This is a genomic window from Winogradskyella tangerina, from assembly GCF_003260205.1.
GTDB classification, from domain to species: domain Bacteria; phylum Bacteroidota; class Bacteroidia; order Flavobacteriales; family Flavobacteriaceae; genus Winogradskyella; species Winogradskyella tangerina.
Map to the genome: position 1 here is coordinate 554,644 of NZ_QERF01000001.1, position 20,176 is coordinate 574,819.

General features: G+C 37.7%; 17 protein-coding genes. 13 read left to right on the forward strand and 4 right to left on the reverse strand.

What is annotated here, in order from left to right; translation table 11 throughout:
- The first annotated feature begins 22 nt into the window (after positions 1–22).
- The 5 genes from DDY94_RS02465 to bioA all read left to right on the forward strand — a co-directional run bounded on the left by DDY94_RS02465 (position 23) and on the right by bioA (position 4,532).
- Positions 23–754, forward strand: a complete 732-nt coding sequence (locus DDY94_RS02465; protein WP_111682435.1) for an SOS response-associated peptidase — start codon at positions 23–25, stop codon at positions 752–754.
- A 33-nt stretch (positions 755–787) separates the two neighbouring features.
- On the forward strand, positions 788–1,930 hold the full coding sequence (locus DDY94_RS02470; RefSeq protein ID WP_111682436.1) for an aminotransferase class I/II-fold pyridoxal phosphate-dependent enzyme: 1,143 nt from the start codon (positions 788–790) through the stop codon (positions 1,928–1,930).
- A gap of 38 nt (positions 1,931–1,968) precedes the next feature.
- Entirely contained in the window at positions 1,969–2,382 is a 414-nt protein-coding gene (locus DDY94_RS02475; protein ID WP_111682437.1) for a putative signal transducing protein, read from the forward strand.
- A complete protein-coding gene (bioD, locus tag DDY94_RS02480; protein ID WP_111682438.1) occupies positions 2,379–2,990 on the forward strand; it encodes a dethiobiotin synthase in 612 nt (203 codons plus the stop codon). Before DDY94_RS02475 ends, bioD begins: the two co-directional genes overlap by 4 nt.
- A 276-nt stretch (positions 2,991–3,266) precedes the next feature.
- Positions 3,267–4,532 (forward strand): adenosylmethionine--8-amino-7-oxononanoate transaminase, encoded by a 1,266-nt coding sequence (gene bioA, locus DDY94_RS02485; RefSeq protein WP_111682514.1) that lies wholly within the window; start codon positions 3,267–3,269, stop codon positions 4,530–4,532.
- Positions 4,533–4,598: 66 nt separating this feature from the next.
- On the opposite strand, the gene DDY94_RS02490 is transcribed toward bioA, so the two are convergent.
- Entirely contained in the window at positions 4,599–4,871 is a 273-nt protein-coding gene (locus DDY94_RS02490; protein WP_111682439.1) for a cytochrome c oxidase assembly factor Coa1 family protein, read from the reverse strand.
- A 202-nt stretch (positions 4,872–5,073) separates the two neighbouring features.
- On the opposite strand from DDY94_RS02490, the gene DDY94_RS02495 reads away from it, so the two are divergent.
- From DDY94_RS02495 to DDY94_RS02525, 7 genes are all read left to right on the forward strand, one after another.
- Positions 5,074–6,222, forward strand: a complete 1,149-nt coding sequence (locus DDY94_RS02495) for a beta-ketoacyl synthase N-terminal-like domain-containing protein (protein WP_111682440.1) — start codon at positions 5,074–5,076, stop codon at positions 6,220–6,222.
- Positions 6,223–6,268: 46 nt separating this feature from the next.
- Complete coding sequence (locus DDY94_RS02500; protein WP_111682441.1) at positions 6,269–6,910, forward strand: hypothetical protein; 642 nt, start codon at positions 6,269–6,271, stop codon at positions 6,908–6,910.
- Positions 6,911–6,950: 40 nt separating this feature from the next.
- Positions 6,951–8,363, forward strand: a complete 1,413-nt coding sequence (locus DDY94_RS02505) for a flotillin family protein (protein WP_111682442.1) — start codon at positions 6,951–6,953, stop codon at positions 8,361–8,363.
- Between the two features lie 48 nt (positions 8,364–8,411).
- Positions 8,412–8,888: a hypothetical protein gene (locus tag DDY94_RS02510; protein ID WP_111682443.1), complete on the forward strand. Its 477-nt coding sequence runs from the start codon at positions 8,412–8,414 to the stop codon at positions 8,886–8,888.
- Between the two features lie 31 nt (positions 8,889–8,919).
- Positions 8,920–10,014 carry a biotin synthase BioB gene (gene bioB, locus DDY94_RS02515; protein WP_111682444.1) on the forward strand — a complete coding sequence of 365 codons (1,095 nt, stop codon included), beginning with the start codon at positions 8,920–8,922 and terminating at the stop codon, positions 10,012–10,014.
- A gap of 66 nt (positions 10,015–10,080) precedes the next feature.
- Positions 10,081–10,941, forward strand: coding sequence for a cupin-like domain-containing protein (locus tag DDY94_RS02520; protein WP_111682445.1), 861 nt, complete (start codon positions 10,081–10,083; stop codon positions 10,939–10,941).
- A 60-nt stretch (positions 10,942–11,001) separates the two neighbouring features.
- Entirely contained in the window at positions 11,002–11,493 is a 492-nt protein-coding gene (locus DDY94_RS02525; protein WP_111682515.1) for a DUF6646 family protein, read from the forward strand.
- A gap of 51 nt (positions 11,494–11,544) precedes the next feature.
- Here the strand turns inward: DDY94_RS02525 and DDY94_RS02530 are convergent, their stop codons facing one another.
- The gene (locus DDY94_RS02530) at positions 11,545–12,015 is read right to left on the reverse strand and encodes a regulatory protein RecX (protein WP_111682446.1); all 471 of its coding nucleotides are present in this window, start codon (positions 12,013–12,015) and stop codon (positions 11,545–11,547) included.
- A gap of 107 nt (positions 12,016–12,122) precedes the next feature.
- On the opposite strand from DDY94_RS02530, the gene DDY94_RS02535 reads away from it, so the two are divergent.
- Positions 12,123–16,943: a lamin tail domain-containing protein gene (locus DDY94_RS02535; protein ID WP_111682447.1), complete on the forward strand. Its 4,821-nt coding sequence runs from the start codon at positions 12,123–12,125 to the stop codon at positions 16,941–16,943.
- 52 nt (positions 16,944–16,995) lie between these two features.
- Here the strand turns inward: DDY94_RS02535 and DDY94_RS02540 are convergent, their stop codons facing one another.
- Both DDY94_RS02540 and recO read right to left on the reverse strand, forming a co-directional pair.
- A complete protein-coding gene (locus DDY94_RS02540) occupies positions 16,996–19,431 on the reverse strand; it encodes a TonB-dependent receptor plug domain-containing protein (RefSeq protein WP_111682448.1) in 2,436 nt (811 codons plus the stop codon).
- A 24-nt stretch (positions 19,432–19,455) separates the two neighbouring features.
- Complete coding sequence (gene recO, locus DDY94_RS02545) at positions 19,456–20,175, reverse strand: DNA repair protein RecO (RefSeq protein ID WP_111682449.1); 720 nt, start codon at positions 20,173–20,175, stop codon at positions 19,456–19,458.
- Between the last annotated feature and the right edge of the window lies 1 nt (position 20,176).

Below are 20,176 nucleotides of genomic sequence, written 5' to 3' on the forward strand. Positions count from 1 at the left end.
TGAAAAATTAGTACTTTTAGGTATGTGTTATTCTACCGCATTACGCAAACAACGGGAGCAGATTGAAAAAAAACTGAGAGACCGGATCAACTCAACATTTCATCCTGAAATACAATTTGAGCCCTATTTTCATCTCAACGGATTTACACACGGCAATTTGCAGATCATTAAAATGGACGAACCTGAAACCATTTACAATGCCAGCTGGGGATTGGTGCCCGACTGGGCTAATCACAATCCCGAGGCATTCCTTAAAAAGAGTAACACTTTGAATGCACGTGGCGAAAGTATTTTTGAAAAAGCCTCGTTTAGAGATAGCGCTGAGGATAAACGCTGCTTAATTTTAGCCGACGGTTTCTTTGAACCTCATCACGAAAATGGTGTTGCCATTCCCTATTTCTGTTACCAGCCAACGGAGGTAGATAAAGATGGGCAATTATTTCTGTTTGCCGGATTATATAACGAGTTAGATAAGGACCACTACACAGCTACCATACTCACTACAGAAGCCAATGAGTTCTTTGCAGAAGTTCATAATAAACGCAAGCGCATGCCACTAGTTTTAGACCAACATTATTATGAGGACTGGTTAGATCATGGAATGAGCGAGCAAGAACTCAATGAAATTATTGCCACCGGAATGAGTTCTATTCCTTTTAAAGCGCATCCCGTAAGCAGAGATCTTTATAAAAAAGGCATTGACACCAATCGCCCTTATATTGTTGAAGAAGTACAAAAAGATACTTTATTCTGAAATTGGTTTTACCTGCCTTTGTATCTTTGGCAAATGCTACCAAAAAAACTCCAAAAAAAACTCGAAGAACGGAAAGCGAATAACGCTTTCAGGCAACTTGGTAGTACGCATGCACGAGTTGATTTTTCATCAAATGATTATTTAGGCTTTTCAAATTCTGAAGGCATTTTTAACGCTGCACATCAATATTTGATTGATCATAATCTATTGGAAAATGGTGCCACAGGTTCCCGTCTTTTGTCAGGAAATCATACGTTATACTCTGAAATTGAAACTGAACTATGTAATTATCACCAAAGTGAAGCTGCTTTAATTTGTAATTCAGGGTATGATGCCAATATCGGACTTTTGTCATCTGTACCGCAACGCGGCGACATTATTTTATACGATGAATTGGTTCATGCTTCCATTAGGGATGGTATCCAAATGAGTAATGCCAAAGCCTATAAATTCAAACATAATGATCTTGAAGATCTAGAAATTAAGTGCCAGGCTCAATGGAGTGATAAGCATAAAGATTCTGAAATATATATCGTTACCGAATCTGTGTTTTCAATGGATGGTGACACGCCAGACTTAATCCGTTTGGCTAAATTCAGTAAGAAGAATGATGCTCGACTTATAATTGACGAAGCCCATGCCGTTGGTGTGTTTAATTTTGGTTTAGTTCAAGAAATGGGTATAGAAAAAGATGTATTCGCCCGAATTATAACATTTGGAAAGGCATTGGGAAGTCATGGTGCTGCCATTTTGGGTGCTACCGATTTGAAAAATTATCTCGTAAATTTTTCACGCCCTTTTATTTATACCACAGCGCTTCCACCACATACTTTAGCTACAGTAAAAATGGCTTATAAAACTCTGAAAGCTTCAGATGAACCACAAAAGCTTCATGCAAATATTGAATTTTTCAAAAGGCAAATTGAACTTCAAAACCTTTCAAAATTATTTATTGAGAGTCAATCAGCTATCCACTGTTGTATTATTTCAGGAAATGAAATTGTAAAAGAGGTCGCCCTTCAACTTCAAAATAATGGGTTCGATGTAAAGCCCATTTTATCTCCAACTGTTCCAGCGGGAACCGAACGTCTAAGATTCTGTTTACATAGTTATAATTCTGAAGCTGAAATTTCGGAAGTCTTGCGTCTGTTAGCTACCTTTGTAAAATCATCTTAATAATGTTCAGCTCGACCACTTTAAGTCGTAAATAGATTATGAGTGAGACTTTCGTCACTGTTGCTAGATTTCAATATTCATCCGAGGCCCAAATTGTAAAAGGGAGGCTCGAAGCTGATGGTATCGAAGTATTTCTTAGAGACAATATTACCATAGATACTGATCCTCTGGTGAGTAATGCTATTGGTGGTGTGAAATTGAAAGTCCGCGCAGAAGACGAAAAGGAAGCAAAAAAAATCCTAAGATCTATAAAGGTTTATGCTGTTGATGACGAAGGCAATCCAATTAGGTGTCCAAATTGTAATAAACAGGAAGTTGAGATGTATTCTTCAATTGATAGTTTGAAGGCCTTTTTATCATTTATAATTGGAGTGCTAACGACAACCTTGCCTTTTCATGCGCGCTATAAATACGTCTGTGAAAACTGTAAAACCGAATTTCCTATAAAATGAAGACCTATTTTGTAACTGGAATATCGACTGATGTCGGAAAAACGATTGCATCTGCCATTTTGGTTGAAGCTTTAAATGCCGATTACTTTAAACCTGTTCAGGCCGGAGACCTCGACAACAGCGATACGCATAAAGTACAGCGGTTGGTTTCTAATTCGAAGTCTGTTTTTCATCCCAATAGCTATGCGCTCAAAACACCTATGAGTCCGCATGGTGCGGCTGAAATAGATGGACTTCAGATCGACACAAAGCAAATCAAACGGCCAATAACTAAAAATAATCTTGTAATAGAAGGTGCTGGTGGTTTGTTAGTGCCATTGAATGATTCAGAAACTATTTTGGATCTTATTCAACCTTCAGATAAAGTTATCGTGGTATCGCGTCATTATTTAGGAAGTATCAATCACAGCCTATTAACCATTAAGGCTCTACAGAATAAGGGTTTTGATGTTTCTTTGGTTTACAGTGGCGATGAACACCCGTCAACAGAATCGATTATTGAAAAAATGACAGGCGTTAAGGTGATTGGTAGAATTAATAATGAGCCCTATTTTGATCAGAATGTCATCACGGAATATGCCCATAAGTTTAAAGAAAAATTAAAATAACAAATACCAATTATAGATATTTTCTTGGTATAAAGAATAATTAGAAATCAATGCTACGCATTGAACATTGAAATGCAGAATATAAAATTCAAATCGTTAAAAATTTTTGAAGCCTTGGAAAAAATTTAGATTTGAATTTTGGTTTTCATTCTGAATGAAGAATGAAAAATTCCTTATTTCAATTTGATTTTTTGGTTCGTTTTGTATCAAGACAAAATGAACTATTTAAAATTAAAAAATGAAATGCTGAAACACATTCAGCACGACAAGAAAAACATGAGTTTAAAAGACCGCGATAAAAAACACCTCTGGCATCCGCTAAAACAACACCAAACACATCCTGATAGTTTGGCGATCGTAAAAGCAAAAGGATGCATACTTACCGACGAAGACGGCAACGATTATATTGATGCCATCTCATCCTGGTATACGAGCATGTTTGGGCATTGTCATCCTTACATTACAAATAAGGTTAGCCAGCAAATGCAGCAGCTCGATCAGATTATGTTCAGTGATTTTACTCATGAACCTGCTGTTAAACTTTCAGAAGCACTAATAGACATCCTACCTGAAGGGCAAAACCGAATTTTCTTCAATGACAACGGTTCTACAGCCGTGGAAGCTGCTATTAAAATGGCGCTACAATATTACTTTAATAAGGGTGAAAAACGCAGCACTTTTATTGCTTTTGAAAACGGATTTCATGGTGATACCTTCGGAGCGATGTCGGTTTCTGGATTGTCGGTGTATAATGGCCCTTTTGAAAATTTCCTGATGAAAATCCATCGGATTCCTGTACCCGACGGAAAGAATACTTCAGAAATATTATCAAAGATTGAGAGGATTATTTCTTCTGAATCGATTGCCGGATTTGTATATGAACCCTTGGTGCAAGGTGCCGCAGGAATGAAAATTCATAGTGCGGAAGGGCTTAATGACATTCTGAAATTCTTCAAAAAACACAACATCTTAACTATTGCTGATGAAGTGATGACTGGCTTTGGTAAAACGGGGAAGAATTTTGCATCGGAATATATAGACACAAAACCAGATATTATTTGTCTGAGCAAAGCACTTACAGCTGGTTTGGTTCCTATGGCAATTACCTCTTGTACGGAAGCTATCTATAAGGCGTTTCTTGGCGATACTATTGGTAAGGGTTTTATGCATTGCCATACCTATTCTGCAAATCCGGTTGCCTGTGCCGCAGCTTTAGCCACGATCGATCTGCTACAATCAGAAGAGATTCAGAAGAACATTAGGCACATTTCAGAATCTCATAAAATGTTTCAAAAGAAAATAGAAGAACACCCAAAAGTAAAATCAGTTCGAAATCTTGGGGTTATACTTGCCATTGACCTCAACACCACTGCTAATCGCTACGGTGATCTTCGCGATAAACTATTGGCCTTCTTCATGGAAAATGGTGTGTTTTTAAGACCGCTAGGGAACACAATTTATATTCAGCCACCTTATGTAATTAAGGATGAGGAATTACACAAAATTTACGACGTGATCCAAGACGCCTTACTCACCCTCTAAATCCTCCTCTAAAAGATTGATCTTTTCTTTAGTATCTTTAAGTTGAACATAGAGCGCATTGTAATCCTAATCACCATAATCTTTTGTCGCTATTACAACAATTCTTGCTTCACCTTTTGGGCCCTTGATTGGAATTCTAAAATTTGTTTCACCGTCATCACCATTCAGACTAATATTTCCCTGCATAATTCCATCGCTTTCAATAGGTTCTCCTAGCAAATCAATAACTTCTTCATTAGAAATAGTTTGTTCCATGGCATATTTATAAGGGGTTGAAGAAGTAAACATTTTAGTTACTCCAAAGATGAGACTTCCAAAAAATACAACGGCTATGATAATTAGCGTAAGACATCCGCCACCAACTAGCCAGCACCAATTTCGGGCAAACCAACTTTTTTGTCATTGTTCTTACATTTTTTTGATCGGTTTTAATAACTAAGTAATTCAATCATTGAATATGTTATAAATTAATGATAAAATGAATAAAGTTCATTTCAAAAATAGCCTTTAAACACTACTTTTGTTTCAAACAAAATATCCATTGAATCAACCCATTTCTATAACGGCAATTGCTTCCATTTCTCCCTTAGGAAATTCTAATGAGATGATCTGGAATAATTACCTGTCTAACGCGCATTTCTTCAGCTTAAAAGAAGGAAAGTTAGTGGCTCAAATACCTTCTGAAATAAAGGATCAAATTCGAGAACTTAGAACATCGAATGCTAAATACAAACAACTCGATGATACCGTATTGTTTGCCATTTTTGCTGCGCGAAATGCCACTAAAGCTGCAGGTTGGAATTCTGATTCTAACTTCGGAATTAATATCGGTTCGTCTCGTGGTGCCACTTCCTTATTTGAAAAATACCACGAGCGTTTTTTAGAAAAGCAAAAGGCTGAAACATTAAGTTCACCAACCACAACTTTAGGTAATATCTCGTCCTGGGTAGCACACGATTTGCAATCTCAAGGCCCAGAGATTTCGCATTCTATAACCTGCTCCACAGCTTTGCACGCTTTGCTAAACGGAATTGCCTGGCTCAATGCTGGGATGTGCGATAAATTTTTGGTCGGCGGAAGTGAAGCACCGTTAACACCATTCACTATTGCGCAAATGCAAGCCTTGAAAATTTATGCTCGAGGAACAAATACTTCAGATAATTTTCCATGCAAAGCTTTAGATCTTCAAAAAACCGAAAACACCATGATCCTTTCTGAGGCAGCTGCTATGGCCTGTTTAGAAAAGGGTATTCAGGATAATGCATTGGCTCAAATAATTGGTATAGGTTATGGCACCGAACTCTTAGAACATAATGCTTCTTTGTCTACAAATGCCGAATGTTTTCAACGTTCTATGGCGATGGCGCTTGGTGATACAAATCCTGATGAAATTGATGTCATCATCACACATACTCCGGGCACCATTAAAGGCGATTTAGCAGAATATAATGCGATTAAAGCGATTTTTTGTAACAAAATTCCTGCTTTGACTACTAACAAAATACAAGTGGGTCACAGTCTTGGAGCATCCGGAATGCTCAGCCTTGAAATGGCCGTACTTATGCTTAACCATCAAATGTTTATTGACATTCCTTATTTGGATCAACCGATTCCAAAAAAGATTTCAAAAATAATGATTAATGCCGTCGGATTTGGTGGTAATGCTGTGTCTGTTATTCTCTCAAAATGATTTAATTTAGAAGAGAATTTAGTGTTTAACCGTTAATTCCAATATTATGTTAGACTGGTTTTCAAATTTAGAATTACTACCCAAAATTTATTGGTCAGTAGCTTTAGTAGGTTCTTTAGTATTTGTCGTTGTAATGATCATGGCTTTTGTCGGTGGTGATGCCGACGATTTAGGCGATGTAGATTCTGATATCGATAGTGATGCGGGAGCCGGATTTCAGTTTATCAGTTTCAAAAATTTAGTAGGCTTTTTCACAATTTTTGGCTGGAGTGGTATCGCATGTCTCGACGCCGGATTATCAAAACCACTAACCATTGTAATCTCAATTGCATGTGGATTATTAATGATGGTCATTATGGCAACCATGTTTTATTTCATAAGTAAATTGAGCGATAGTGGTACACTAAATTATGATAATGCCCTCGACGCTGTTGGTGAAGTTTATTTAACCATTGGTGCCGATCGCAGTAGCATGGGAAAAGTTAGTGTAAATGTTCAAGGAACTGTGAGAGAACTCGATGCCTTAACCGATTCATTAACAGAATTAAAATCGGGCACTATTATTAAGGTTGTTGATGTCACTTCAAACGGAATTCTCATTGTAGACCACACCCGAAAACCAATAGAACCCACAGCTCAAACTAAAGAATTAGAAGAAGGTGGAGATCACTTACTTAGTAACGAATAAAATATAAATCAATAAAAATTAATCTTTAAACCTTAAAATCATGAATTTACTTATTCAACCAGACTTAGAGGGTTTCGGAGGACCAATGCTCCTCATATTTGTCGCCCTTTTTATAGTTCTCACTTTAATCATTTTAATTAAACGCTACAAACGTTGTCCGTCAGACCGAATTCTTGTAGTCTATGGTAAAGTTGGTGGTGGAAAGTCTGCTAAATGTATTCATGGTGGTGCAGCTTTTATCATGCCAGTAATTCAAGATTATGAATATTTAGACCTTACACCAATCTCTATCGAGGTCAATCTGGTTAATGCCTTATCAAAACAGAACATTCGTGTTAATGTTCCGTCGCGATTCACTATTGGTGTTTCTACAGAGCCTGGTGTAATGCAAAATGCTGCTGAGCGTTTGTTAGGTCTTGGATTACAAGATATTCAAGAGTTAGCAAAAGAGATCATCTTCGGACAATTACGTTTGGTTGTTGCTTCAATGGATATTGAGGAAATTAACTCGGATCGCGATAAATTCTTAACCAATATCTCGCAGTCGGTAGAATCAGAATTAAAGAAAGTTGGTCTTAAATTGATCAACGTAAACATAACCGATATTGTAGACGAATCTGGTTATATCGAAGCACTTGGTAAAGAAGCTGCAGCGCACGCTATCAACGCCGCTCGTAAATCGGTTGCTGAGAAAAACAGAGATGGTGCCATTGGTGAAGCTAATGCGGTACAAGATGAAAAAACACAAGTAGCTGCTGCAAATGCTAAAGCTGTTGAAGGTGAAAATACCGCGAAAATTTCGGTGGCAAATTCAGACTCTCTGCGTCGTCAGCGCGAAGCTGAAGCTGAGCGCGTGGCTATTGCTTCTGAAAAAGTTCAGGCTGCAAAAGCTTTGGAAGAGTCTTATGCTGCTGAGCAACAAGCGGAGGTTGCCAGAGCTGAACGCGAAAGATCATCTCAAATGGCAGACGTTATCGTTCCTACAGAAATCGCTAAAAAGAAAGCTGAGATCGATGCTGAAGCCGAAGCCGAGCGTATAAGAAGACGCGCAAGAGGTGAGGCGGATGCGATTTTATTCAAAGCACAAGCAGAAGCAAAAGGTTTATATGAAGTCTTAACCAAGCAAGCTGCTGGTTTAGATGAGATCGTGAAAGCAGCTGGTAACAATTCAAAAGATGCTGTTCTTCTATTAATCGCCGATAAATTACCTGAGTTAGTTAAAACTCAAGCTGAAGCGATTAAGAATATCAAGATTGATAAGGTTACCGTTTGGGAGAATGGCAATGGTGGTGATGGTAAGTCTTCTACATCAAACTTTATTTCAGGAATGTATAAGGCTGTACCACCATTACAAGAGATGTTTAATATGGCCGGTATGGATTTACCTGAGTACTTAAAAGGTAAAGACAAAAAGGAAATTGATGCGGATAACGCAGAAATTGACAACGCTTAAAACAATAAAAGCCCATTAATTATAATGGGCTTTTTAATACTTCTAATAATGAAGAAATTCACATACACAAGACCATTACCTTGGTGGGAGTTAATTTTAGGTTATGCCGCAATGGCCTTAGGCCTGTATTTATTAGTCACCAGCCTAGGTGGGTTTTTACTCATTGGAATGGGAATTTATTTCTTATTAAAAGAAGGCTTTGAGATCAATTTCAATGAAATGACCTATAGAAAAATCAAATCTATTTTCGGTATAAATTTTGGACTTTCGAAGCCCTTACCAGAAAATATTGAATACATATCTGTTTTTAAAACAACTGAAACAACTACACTCAGAGCAAGGAGTGCTGAAGCCAATGTTACCAACGATATTATTAAGCTCAATTTGTTCTACAACAGGAACCAAAAAATTGAAGCATATGTAACTTATGATCGTGATGATGCCTTTAAAAAGGCCCATGAATTGGCATCTTTATTAAATGTTGATATTTTAGACGCCACAGAACGAGAATCTAAATGGTTATAACTATTTTTGTTTCTCTAAGACATTAATTTTTATGAGCGAAGTTAGACACAACTGGACCAAAGAAGAAATTCTAGATATATACAACAAACCCTTAATGGAACTGCTTTATGAAGCAGCCACAATACACAGAAAACACCACGACCCAAATACGGTACAAGTAAGTACATTACTCTCCATCAAAACTGGTGGATGCCCCGAAGATTGCGGATATTGTCCACAGGCGGCTCGTTATCATACCGATATTGAGGGCAATGACCTTATGAGTGTTCAGCAAGTTAAAGCACAGGCATTAAGAGCAAAGTCTTCAGGAAGCTCTAGAGTTTGTATGGGTGCTGCTTGGCGTAATGTAAAGGACGGTCCGGAATTCGATCAGGTTTTAGAAATGGTTCGTACCATCAATAAGCTCGATATGGAAGTGTGTTGTACTCTGGGAATGGTTACTGAAAATCAGGCAAAGCGACTAGCCGAAGCTGGTTTATATGCTTACAATCATAACTTAGACTCTTCCGAAGAATATTATAAAGAAGTTATTTCTACTCGTGGTTTTGAAGACCGATTAGAAACCATAGATAACGTTCGAAAAACAAATGTAACCGTATGCTCTGGTGGAATTATCGGTATGGGTGAAAAGGTTGAAGACCGCGCCGGAATGTTAGTTGCGCTATCTACATTAAATCCACAGCCCGAATCTGTACCAATTAACGCTTTAGTTGCTGTTGAAGGCACGCCTTTAGAAGATCAGGAACCCGTTTCCATTTGGGATATGGTGCGCATGGTAGCAACAACACGTATTGTTATTCCTGAAACGCAAGTCCGTCTTAGCGCCGGTAGAACACAAATGACACGCGAAGGCCAAGCCATGTGCTTTTTTGCTGGAGCCAATTCAATTTTTGCCGGCGATAAATTATTAACCACTCCAAATCCTGATGTAAATGAGGATATGGAAATGTTTAAGTTGCTAGGTTTGAATCCACAGAAACCCTTCATCAAAAAAATGCAACCACAGACTGTTGAAGCTGAAGATTCTAAATATCAGGATTTAGGTGAAAAACCAAAATGGACCAGACCAGACCACAAAATAGACCGCAACGAAGAGGCCAAACAAAAAGCAAAAGCCCTGAAGTAAATCCGCTTAACAATATCTAAACTTTAGTAACGTTTTATTAACTTTGACATTCAAAAGTTTTAACCGTTGCAACTGAACCTCCAAGATATACCTCGTGTTGAAACCATCACGAAGGCCGATTTTATAAAGCATTATTTCAAGCCGCAAAAACCTGTGGTTATTGAGCGCTTTATTGAAGACTGGCCCGCCTATTCCAAATGGAGTTTAGACTACATGAAAGAGGTTGCGGGCGACAAAACAGTGCCGCTTTATGATGATAGGCCCGTAGACTACAAGGAAGGTTTTAACGAGGCGCATGCCACTATGAAAATGAGTGACTATGTGGATTTGCTGAAGCGTGAACCCACAAAATTCAGAATCTTTCTTTGGAATATATTAAAGGAAGTACCGCAACTTCAAAAAGACTTTAGTTACCCCGATTTTGGTTTAAGATTAATGAAAGGCTTACCCATGTTGTTTTTTGGAGGAACCGATTCGTACACCTTTATGCACTACGATATTGATTTGGCAAACATTTTCCATTTTCATTTTGAAGGCAAAAAACAATGCATTCTATTCGATCAAAAACAGAATAAGTATCTATATAAAATACCACATTCATTAATTACCCGTGAAGACATTGATTTTCATAATCCAGATTTCGAAAAATGGCCCGCGTTAAAACATGCTAAAGGGTGGATTTGCAATCTCAATCATGGTGAAGTTTTGTATATGCCTGAAGGCTATTGGCACTATATGCGCTACATAACTCCGGGGTTTTCAATGAGTTTAAGAGCCATTGCCAGAAATCCGAAGAATTTTACCAAGGCTTTATATAACATTTTCCTCATGCGAAATTATGACAATTTAATGCGCCGCATAAGAGGTCAAAAATGGATCGATTGGAAAAATGAAAAAGCATTAACCAACACCAACCGCTTCGTATAATTTTCTTACAGCCGTAAGTATTCAATTCGTATATTTGCCCGCATGAATAAAATTTTTAACATGAAAAATATTGTATTTGTAGTCTTCGTTTTGATCTTTAGTTTTGGTAATTCTCAAGCGTTTAAAGGTAAGGGAGATCAAAAATTTCAGGTAGGAGCAAACTTTCAAGATGAAGCCACAGGAATTAATATTACCTATGATTACGGATTAGGTGATAATATCTCAATCGGAGTTTCTTCTTCTTATGCCTTAGGCGTTGATGACCGTCTCGATGCTGATTTTGGTGATCGCTTTGATCTAAAAGCAAGATTCAACGCAAACATAGGAAGCGTTCTAAATATTGATGAGAATTTCGATTTTTATCCTGGTCTAAGTTTAAGTCTAAAAAATTTCGGTGGTCATGTTGGTGCCCGATATTTCTTTTCTGAAGGCTTCGGAATTTACACCGAAGCAGCATTTCCTTTAGCTAAATACAGTGATGACAAATCTGACGTGGGTTACTATATTTATAATCAATTCACCATTAATATTGGCGCAAGTTTCAACCTATAACCAATATTCATTAAAATTATAAAGCCTTTTCAAAAGTTGAAAAGGCTTTTTTTATAAGTACTTGTTCATTTTTTCGTAAATAAGATGCGACTCCCAACCTCTGTACAGTAAATAATCGGCAACTTTTTTCTTCTTCTTGTATATATTTTTCTCGGTGACTTGATGAATCCGCATTTGAATGAGTTCGTCTAAAACACTGTCATATTCGGCATCATCAATCTCTTGCATGGCAACGTTAATGGCATATTTAGAGATTTCCCGAAACTTCAATTCTCTTAACAATCTCATTTTGCCCCATTTCTTAATTCTGAATTTACCTCTAACAAAGGCTTTTGCAAAGCGTTCTTCGTTCAAATAATTTTGTTCAATAAGAGAAACTATGATTTTGTCGATTGCTTCCGGAATCATTTTCATTTCCTTCAGCTTCACCTTTACCTCTTTATGACATCTTTCTTGATAAGCACAGTAATTTTCGAGGATCTTTTGCGCTTCATCGACAGTATAGGTTTTTTGTAGGTTCACGGCGGCAAATATAACATTTTAATAATACTTTAGTATGTCTAACTTACTGTGAGTTAGGTAATTTTAGTATATATTTGCCTTAAATTTTTTTGGTTAATCCTATCCCTATGAAGAAGAACTACCTCTCCCTCCTACTTATACTTTTTGTATCTTTTAAAACCTTTGGTCAATCTGATGTTATTATCAGTCAGTATATAGAAACTAATTCTGGAACAACACCAAAGGGAATCGAGATATTTAATGTCTCTGGTGCCGCAATAACATTTACACCGACAAATAATCTAGAAGTCTTTCAAGGAACAAATGGAGGAGCGTGCACAGGTACTGCATTGGTTGATATAACTTCGGGTACTCTAGGAATTGATGAAGTTTGGGTTATAGGAACTTCAGACTTGACCTCCGATGCAATTACGAATGGCACAGATTTATCAGGAACTACGGATTACAATTTTTCATTTAATGGTGATGATGCCCTTAGGGTGACTTTAGGTGGTGTAGTTCAAGATATGTTTGGCGAATGTGGTACAGATCCTGGTTCTGCTTGGTCAGGGAGTGGCGTTGCTACAAACAATAACAACCTACAAATAAAAAATGGGATTTGCGATGGAGATATTGATGGTTGGACTGATCCTAGTGTCAGATTTGATCAGATTGCAAATGGTTCTGATATGACAGGGTTTGGTAATGCTCCGGCTTCTTGTTCTTCAAGTAATACTTCGGTTGAATTCGTTAGTACCTCTTCCACATTGGCTGAAAACGGAACTTTTATTGATATCTGTGTAGGGATAACAAATCCATCAGCTACAAACGCTACAACAGTTGAAATCTCTCTCGATGGAAGTTCATCTGCAACTAATGGTACCGATTACGATGACGGTGCAGGCGTGGCCATAAGTTTCCCCGTAACCCTTACCTTTCCAGCAGGAAGTTCAGCAAATCAGTGCCTTACAATACACGCTGAGAACGACGCTATTATTGAAGGTGACGAAAACCTAGTACTTGATCTCACAAATGCTAATGGTGGAGATACTGCAGCTTTAGGTACAGACGTACAGCATATACTTACTATAGATGACGATGACGATACCTTTCCTGCGGATGTGGTAATCACAGAAATAATGTACAACACACAAGGAACAGATGACGAATGGATTGAAATTTGTAATATTTCTGGTACGGCACAAGTACTGAATGGTTACAGTATTGAGGTCGATAATATTGTAGAATATACGTTTCCATCAAGTGGAGTAATTATTGCTGATGGTGATTGTATTACAGTAGCTTTAGGAACAGATGGAGACGGTACATTTAATGACGGTATCGATACTTCTAGTTCAGGATATTGTCCCTTTGTTCCCGACTATGGAATTAGTCTAACACCTGCAAACTCAGGACAGCTTCCAAATAGTACAGCTTTGATAGAGATCGTTGCTTCAGACGGCACATCAGTGGTGGATAATGTTACTTATGACAATAGCGATGGGGCTGATGGAAATGGCGAATCTTTACACGTTATTGACGCTTCGCAAGACAATTCAGATACAGGAACAAACTGGCAAGAAGTTCTTAACGGCGGATCATATACTGGTAATACTCTAATTTCACCATGTACACCAGCAGGTCCTGAAATTAATTTAGAAGGCACAACATCTGGTTTCCCTGATATTACTGATGGTGATACAACACCAAGTACTCTTGATGGTACTAATTTTGGTGGAGTAGTTATCGGTGGAACAAGTACCAACACATTCAGAATTGAGAACTTTGCTGGTACTACAGATTTAACAATAACAAGTGTTACTGTATCAAGTGGTGATACCGGAGATTTTTCAATAACACTACTCCCTTCTTCTCCAATAGCCGCTTTAGGATCGAGTAATTTTGATGTAGAATTTAGCCCAACAGCTGTAGGCACAAGAACAGCTGTTATTGAGATCGTAAATAACGACAGTGACGAAAACCCATATACATTTATAGTAACAGGAAATGGCCTATGTGCAGCTAGCACCATTACAGCCTTACCAAATTCTGGTCCGGTTGGAACGATTGTCACGGTAACGGGCACAAACCTTTCAACGGCCACAGCTTCGTTTAATGGTGTTGCCGCAACCGTGAATAATATCTCGGCGACAGAAATGGAAGTGATTGTCCCTGCTGGTGCTAGTTCAGGGAACTTAGAAATTACTGATGATCTTGGTTGTCCTGGCACTACACCATTTACGGTAATTGAATCGCAGATTTCAAGTTGTGAAGGTTCTGGTGGCACAACACCTACAGATTTATTTATTTCTGAAGTTACCGATGCAAACACTGGTGGATTAACCTACGTTGAAATTTACAATGGTACAGGTGCTACAGTAAATCTTTCTAGCTATAGCATTCAATTTTTTAATAACGGTAATGCCACTGAAAATGGTGGTTCTATCACTTTAGCCAATGTCAACCTAGCTTCAGATGATACTTATATTCTCGCGGTAAGCCAAGGTGCCTCATGTACTGGAGTTACCGGAGGTGATGGCTCATTGGCAGATCAAACAGGATCTGGTGGAATTAATTTTGTTGCAAATGGTGACGATCACATACGATTATACGATGGTAGTACACATGTAGATTCTTGGGGTGAATATTTATCTGATACGTGGGCTGATGCCTTAGGTATTGGTTCTGAAGGTGTTGTTTTTACGCGCGATAATGACGCAGCCAATCTTCCAAGTACTACGTTCAATTTAGCAGATTGGACCTATGTTGATTGGGCTTCTTGTGCAGATAATGACTATTCAAATATTGGCACCTATGATTTTTCGACCGGTACACCACCGACAGTAAATTCAATTTCAGATCAGTCTACGGCTTGTAATGAAACTACGATTACAGTTTCAGCTACAGAGGGTGCCTCTGGTGGAAATACACTTAACTATGTATGGTATTTATACAATCCGGCACAATCTGCTTCAGGATGGCAAGTTATTTCAAACGGAGGTATTTATACCACTAGTGCAACTTCGCCTAACCTAGTTATTTCAGATGCTGCAAGTGTTAGCGACTTTCAATTTTATTGTGAAGTACGTGAAGATGATGCTAGTTGTTACTCGGCCTCAGACGCCATTCAAATCACTGTAAGTACAGCAACTTGGGATGGTACTAACTGGACCTGGAACGATAGTACAGCAATGAATACTGTACCAACCACTTCAGCAAATGTTATAATTAACGGAGATTACGACACAGCCAATGGTGGTGCTGAAATCAGTTTTGAGGCATGTGAATGTCTTGTAAATTCGGGTACTTTGACGATTGATGACAACACCTATGTGTTAGTTGAAAATGATCTTACTGTTGATGGAAACATTGTGGTTAAAAAGGATGGTGCCTTCGTACAGGTTAATGATGCAGCTATCGTTGATGGTGATGTTTTAACTGATAAAACTAAAATTAGTGTTGAGAAAGAAACAGCGCCATTAGCATCACAGTTAGAATACACTTATTGGAGTTCGCCTGTAGTAGGAGAAGTTATTAGTGATGGCCTTTTTGAAGCCAACCCAAATAGAATTTATTACTTCAACGGTCAGAACTTTAGAGATTCTACGGAAGAAACCAACAATGATAACACCACTGCTACTGGACAAGACGATATAGATGATGATGGTAACGACTGGCAATTTGCAGTTGGAAGTACAGTGATGTCTCCTGGTGTAGGATATGCTGCAACGCATAGCCCAACAGGATTTGTCCCCTCAAGATATCTGTATACATTTGAAGGTGCTTTTAATAACGGGGTGATCAACGTACCTATCTATAGAGATGACGCAGAATTATTGGATAACAACTGGAACTTCATCGGTAACCCTTACCCATCTGCTATTGATGCTGATCTGTTCTTAGCAGCCAATGCCAGCATCGATCAAACTGTTGGAGCTACGAATGGAGCAATCTTTTTCTGGTCGCACAATACAGCAGCTAACGGTAACACTAACGGTAACGAAGAATTAAATTATTCACAGAGTGATTATGCGATAATCAATGGCTCTGGGGAAACAGCCGGTGGTGACAATGTTATACCTACACGTCATATTCCTTCTGGGCAAGGATTCTTTGTTTCAATGGATAATGCTGCTACTTCAACTTCTGCTGGTGGAACCATTCAAACCACAGATGTTGTCTTCAATAATAGTATGAGGCTAATAGGTAACAACAGCCAATTCTTTAGAAATGCTAATCCATTCAACAAATTATGGTTGAATTTGACTTCAGATAACGGCGTGTTTAATCAAACATTGATTGCCTATGTAGATGGTGCTTCGGACGAAGATGATGGCATGTATTACGATGCTCGCAAGAATCAATCTTCAGATTTATATTCTGGAATCTACACCACGTTAGATGCCTCAACTGATGATAAGTTTGCTATTCAGGGGAAACATCCAAATAGCTTAGATATGGATGAAGTTATTCAACTTGGATTTAATACGGTCATAGACGAAGCTACTATTTACACCATTGCAATTCATAATGTTGAAGGTCAGTTTATGACTGATAATGACATCTTTATCATCGATTATGAATTGAATACCATTCATAATTTAAAACAATCAGATTATAGCTTCACTTCAGAAGTTGGAGAATTTAATGATCGTTTCGATATCGTATTTAGAGCTAATGCACTCTCCATTGACGACAACACTATAAGCTCGAATGACCTCTCAATAACAGAGCTCTCCAATGGTGATGTAAGAATAAAAGTCAACGAGGCCTTAACGATTGAGGCTGTAGAAATTCTAGACCTATTAGGTAGACGAATTTATAGTCTGAAAGGTTCAAGCGCTTCCGAAGTTTATGATTTATCGAAATTAAGTAATGCGGCCTACATTGCTAAGGTGACACTTTCGAACGGACAAATCATAAGTAAAAAAGCCATTAAGCAACAATAGATCACTTTTGAAACAAAATTATTGAAGGGCTTAGTTAATTCTAAGCCTTTTTTTATAATGAATATTTAAGTGCTAAAATTAAGTTTCTACCTGCTGCTGAAATGCCTGAAGAATAAGGTCGGTAGCGTTGATCAGTAATATTTTCTAAGCTGGCAGTGATGGTCCAATTCGAATTCCAAAATAGTTGTGCCCTCAAATTTAGGGTATACCAAGATGGTGAATATGGATTACCATTTGCATCAGAAGCATATAAATAATCTTTTGAAAGTTCTGATGGTGCCAACTGATTAAACGACAGCTCGTTGTTATAAATTAAAAAGGCATCAATAAGCCACTTATCTTTTTTCCATACTAAATGTGTTCTTCCAAAATTAGGCGCCACATGTCTTACAGGAACCTCTACACCTTCATTGTCTTCGGTACCTCCAATAATATTGTATTGTGAACGCAGTTTAAAGTATTCTGAAAAATTGATCTCTGCGCCAACTTCAAAACCATAGATCCACGCGCGCGATGCATTCTGTATAGCTTGTACAGTGCTCAATTCCCCATCATAGATAATTTCTGTCTGACCATTCAATTCAAAATCTCTGCGTATTAAGGCATTATCTAAAAACGTGTAGTAGGTCGCCATATCGAGTATGACTTTGTTTTCAAAATTTAATTTTAACCCCAGCTCACCACCATAGGCATATTCAGCCTTCAAATTATTATTTGGCACCACAACAGAGCCAGGTTCAGAATCGAACACCTTACCTAAATCATCAATATTTGGCGCTCTAAATGCTGTTGAAGCATTTAATTTCCATTGGATGGTTTTATTGGGCGACCAGGTTATACCGGCCGTACCGGTTAGTGCCCCTGTGTTTACTTCGGAATCGTTAAATGGTAAATTTAAAAAGGCGTTATTCTCAGTGAAATCTGCCTTGGCAATTACGTGATTGTAACGCAGACCAGATTGAAACACGAATTTTGAATTTGGCTTGTATTTAAAACTCGTGTAAGCCGCGACAGACTGCCATGTTGAACCATCTGGATAACGAGTAACATTCTGAGCTACAGTATTTGTTTCTATATTTTCTTCTTGTCCTTCAGAGCCAACTGTATTGTAGAGATACTCTAAACCGTAAAATACACTGGTTTTTGGGGTAAGTTTCTTCTCGAGATCTAGATTAAATGAAAGTACATCTACATTTTCTTCTCTAACCTCGCGTAATGGTGATTGAAAATCTCTACCCCTACGGCTCTCCTTAAAATTCTGATATGCTACAGTAGCCTTTATCTTATCATATAAATTTGAACTACTGCTTGTCTTAGTAACCTGAGCATTCCCCATAAACCATTGCTGCGGACCATATTCCCACTCTGCAGAGCGCAAAGTTTCACCACGTGGTCTTATTAATCGATCGTATCTAGGATAATCTGACGTTGTTGTAAAGTATACTCCAAAGTCGAAAAACAAATTATCTGATGGTTCATAATGCACCTTTTGCATTAAGTTTAATTGACTATAACCTGTTGGGACTTGCACTTGAGGATCATCGTTTGGTACAATAATATCTTGTCCATTCTGACGAATCACATACTCTGGTCTCAGATAATCATCCGGCCCATGACTACCCATTCTAAGATCATCAAAATCGGTGAAGCTAACGTTGGTTAAAAACGCCCATTTTTTATACCCAAGATTAAGATCGAAATGCGCTGTTTTTTCCATATTGGCCGTACTATAACGCAACAGTGCATTGCCGTCTAAAAGCAATTCATCCTTATACGACAATTGTGGTTTTTTAGTATAAAAACTCATCACACCTCCAATAGCATCACTTCCATATACAACAGAACCAGCACCTAAGGTTACTTCGGTACTTTGCACAGATAAGGGGTCTATAGAGATAACATTTTGAATATTCCCGCCTCGAAAAATGGCATTGTTCATTCTTACACCATCAACAGTTATAAGTAATCGGTTGGTCGAAAATCCCCGAATCATTGGGCTTCCACCACCCATTTGACTTTTTTGAATGAAAATATTTCCTGAATTATTTAAAAGGTCAGCACTGGTTTGAGGATTTGCTAATGTGATATCCTTGGCGTTAATACTTACGATGGTCTGAGGGATATCTTGCTTGCTTTGTTCAAACTTTGAAACAGAAATCACAATTTGATCGAGCCCTTCTACTTTTGGTGTTAGGTATATGAGGTAGTTATTCTCTGCAATTTCAAACTTTCGAAGCTGAAATTTCTCGTATAACAAATTTTGAAAGAAGATGATTTCGCGCGCATTGAATTTATCGAGATTCGCCTGACCGAGACTGTCCGTAACTACATATTTTGTTTTTTTCAGATTATATAAGGCGACACTCGGGATTGGCCTATTATCTCCTTGATCTAAAACAGTAATAGTTTGGGAAAACGACAGCTGTAAAAAAAGAAACAAAACAACACTAAAAATGATATTATACTTCACTTTTATGCACATCTTCATTAAAATCTCTTCGTAAAAAATAGCCTAATGAAATACATCATTAAGCACTTGCAATGATTTAGGTTTTTTAAAACCATCCAAATGTAACTCAAAATAATACAATAACATATTTAAAAACTCTTGTCTTTGTTTTGAGCTAATCTTTATACTACTAAGTGCATCAAAATTTATGCCCAACAATTGTTTTAACAATGTTAAATTTTGACCGCTAACCGAATACATACTGGTGGCGGTTTCTTCAAAAATGCCAGATTCTAAATTAAAAAAAGGATATTCTGTGTTGAGATATTCAGGTTGAAAACCCAGATATCGCGTTAGCTTCAAAAGAAATAATAAATGAAAATTTGAGTATTGTTCTTCACTATCTAAATACTGAAGTGCTGTTTCTATATAGTTGAAAAGCGCTTCATTTTGTTCTTCTTCTCTAAGTACAGCTGCAAGAATTTCAGACAGAAACATTACTATGGCACTTTTGTAAATATTACTATATAAACTACGGTAGATATAATTCGGTTTAACCTCTTTAATAGATTGAAGTTGTCTATTGGGTTTAAAGTTTTCTTCGATCTGAAGTTGTGATAAAGCCTGAAAATATACCGTTTTTGTATGACTCTTTTTCGACTTTAAAACGCCTCTTAGAATATAACTCACAACACCTCTTTGCTGCGTATAACACTTTACAATGAGATCGTTATCCTTGTATTTTAGCTTAGACAGGACAATACTATTGTTTTTTGTGAGCATA

Excerpts from the sequence above, each read along its gene's own strand:
- DDY94_RS02465 (WP_111682435.1), top strand. The coding sequence starts at position 23 with ATGTGTTATTCTACCGCATTACGCAAACAACGGGAGCAGATTGAAAAA.
- DDY94_RS02470 (WP_111682436.1), top strand. The coding sequence starts at position 788 with ATGCTACCAAAAAAACTCCAAAAAAAACTCGAAGAACGGAAAGCGAAT.
- DDY94_RS02475 (WP_111682437.1), top strand. The coding sequence starts at position 1,969 with ATGAGTGAGACTTTCGTCACTGTTGCTAGATTTCAATATTCATCCGAG.
- bioD (WP_111682438.1), top strand. The coding sequence starts at position 2,379 with ATGAAGACCTATTTTGTAACTGGAATATCGACTGATGTCGGAAAAACG.
- bioA (WP_111682514.1), top strand. The coding sequence starts at position 3,267 with ATGAGTTTAAAAGACCGCGATAAAAAACACCTCTGGCATCCGCTAAAA.
- DDY94_RS02500 (WP_111682441.1), top strand. The coding sequence starts at position 6,269 with ATGTTAGACTGGTTTTCAAATTTAGAATTACTACCCAAAATTTATTGG.
- DDY94_RS02505 (WP_111682442.1), top strand. The coding sequence starts at position 6,951 with ATGAATTTACTTATTCAACCAGACTTAGAGGGTTTCGGAGGACCAATG.
- DDY94_RS02510 (WP_111682443.1), top strand. The coding sequence starts at position 8,412 with ATGAAGAAATTCACATACACAAGACCATTACCTTGGTGGGAGTTAATT.
- bioB (WP_111682444.1), top strand. The coding sequence starts at position 8,920 with ATGAGCGAAGTTAGACACAACTGGACCAAAGAAGAAATTCTAGATATA.
- DDY94_RS02525 (WP_111682515.1), top strand. The coding sequence starts at position 11,002 with ATGAAAAATATTGTATTTGTAGTCTTCGTTTTGATCTTTAGTTTTGGT.
- DDY94_RS02535 (WP_111682447.1), top strand. The coding sequence starts at position 12,123 with ATGAAGAAGAACTACCTCTCCCTCCTACTTATACTTTTTGTATCTTTT.
- DDY94_RS02540 (WP_111682448.1), bottom strand. The coding sequence starts at position 19,431 with ATGAAGATGTGCATAAAAGTGAAGTATAATATCATTTTTAGTGTTGTT.
- recO (WP_111682449.1), bottom strand. The coding sequence starts at position 20,175 with ATGCTCACAAAAAACAATAGTATTGTCCTGTCTAAGCTAAAATACAAG.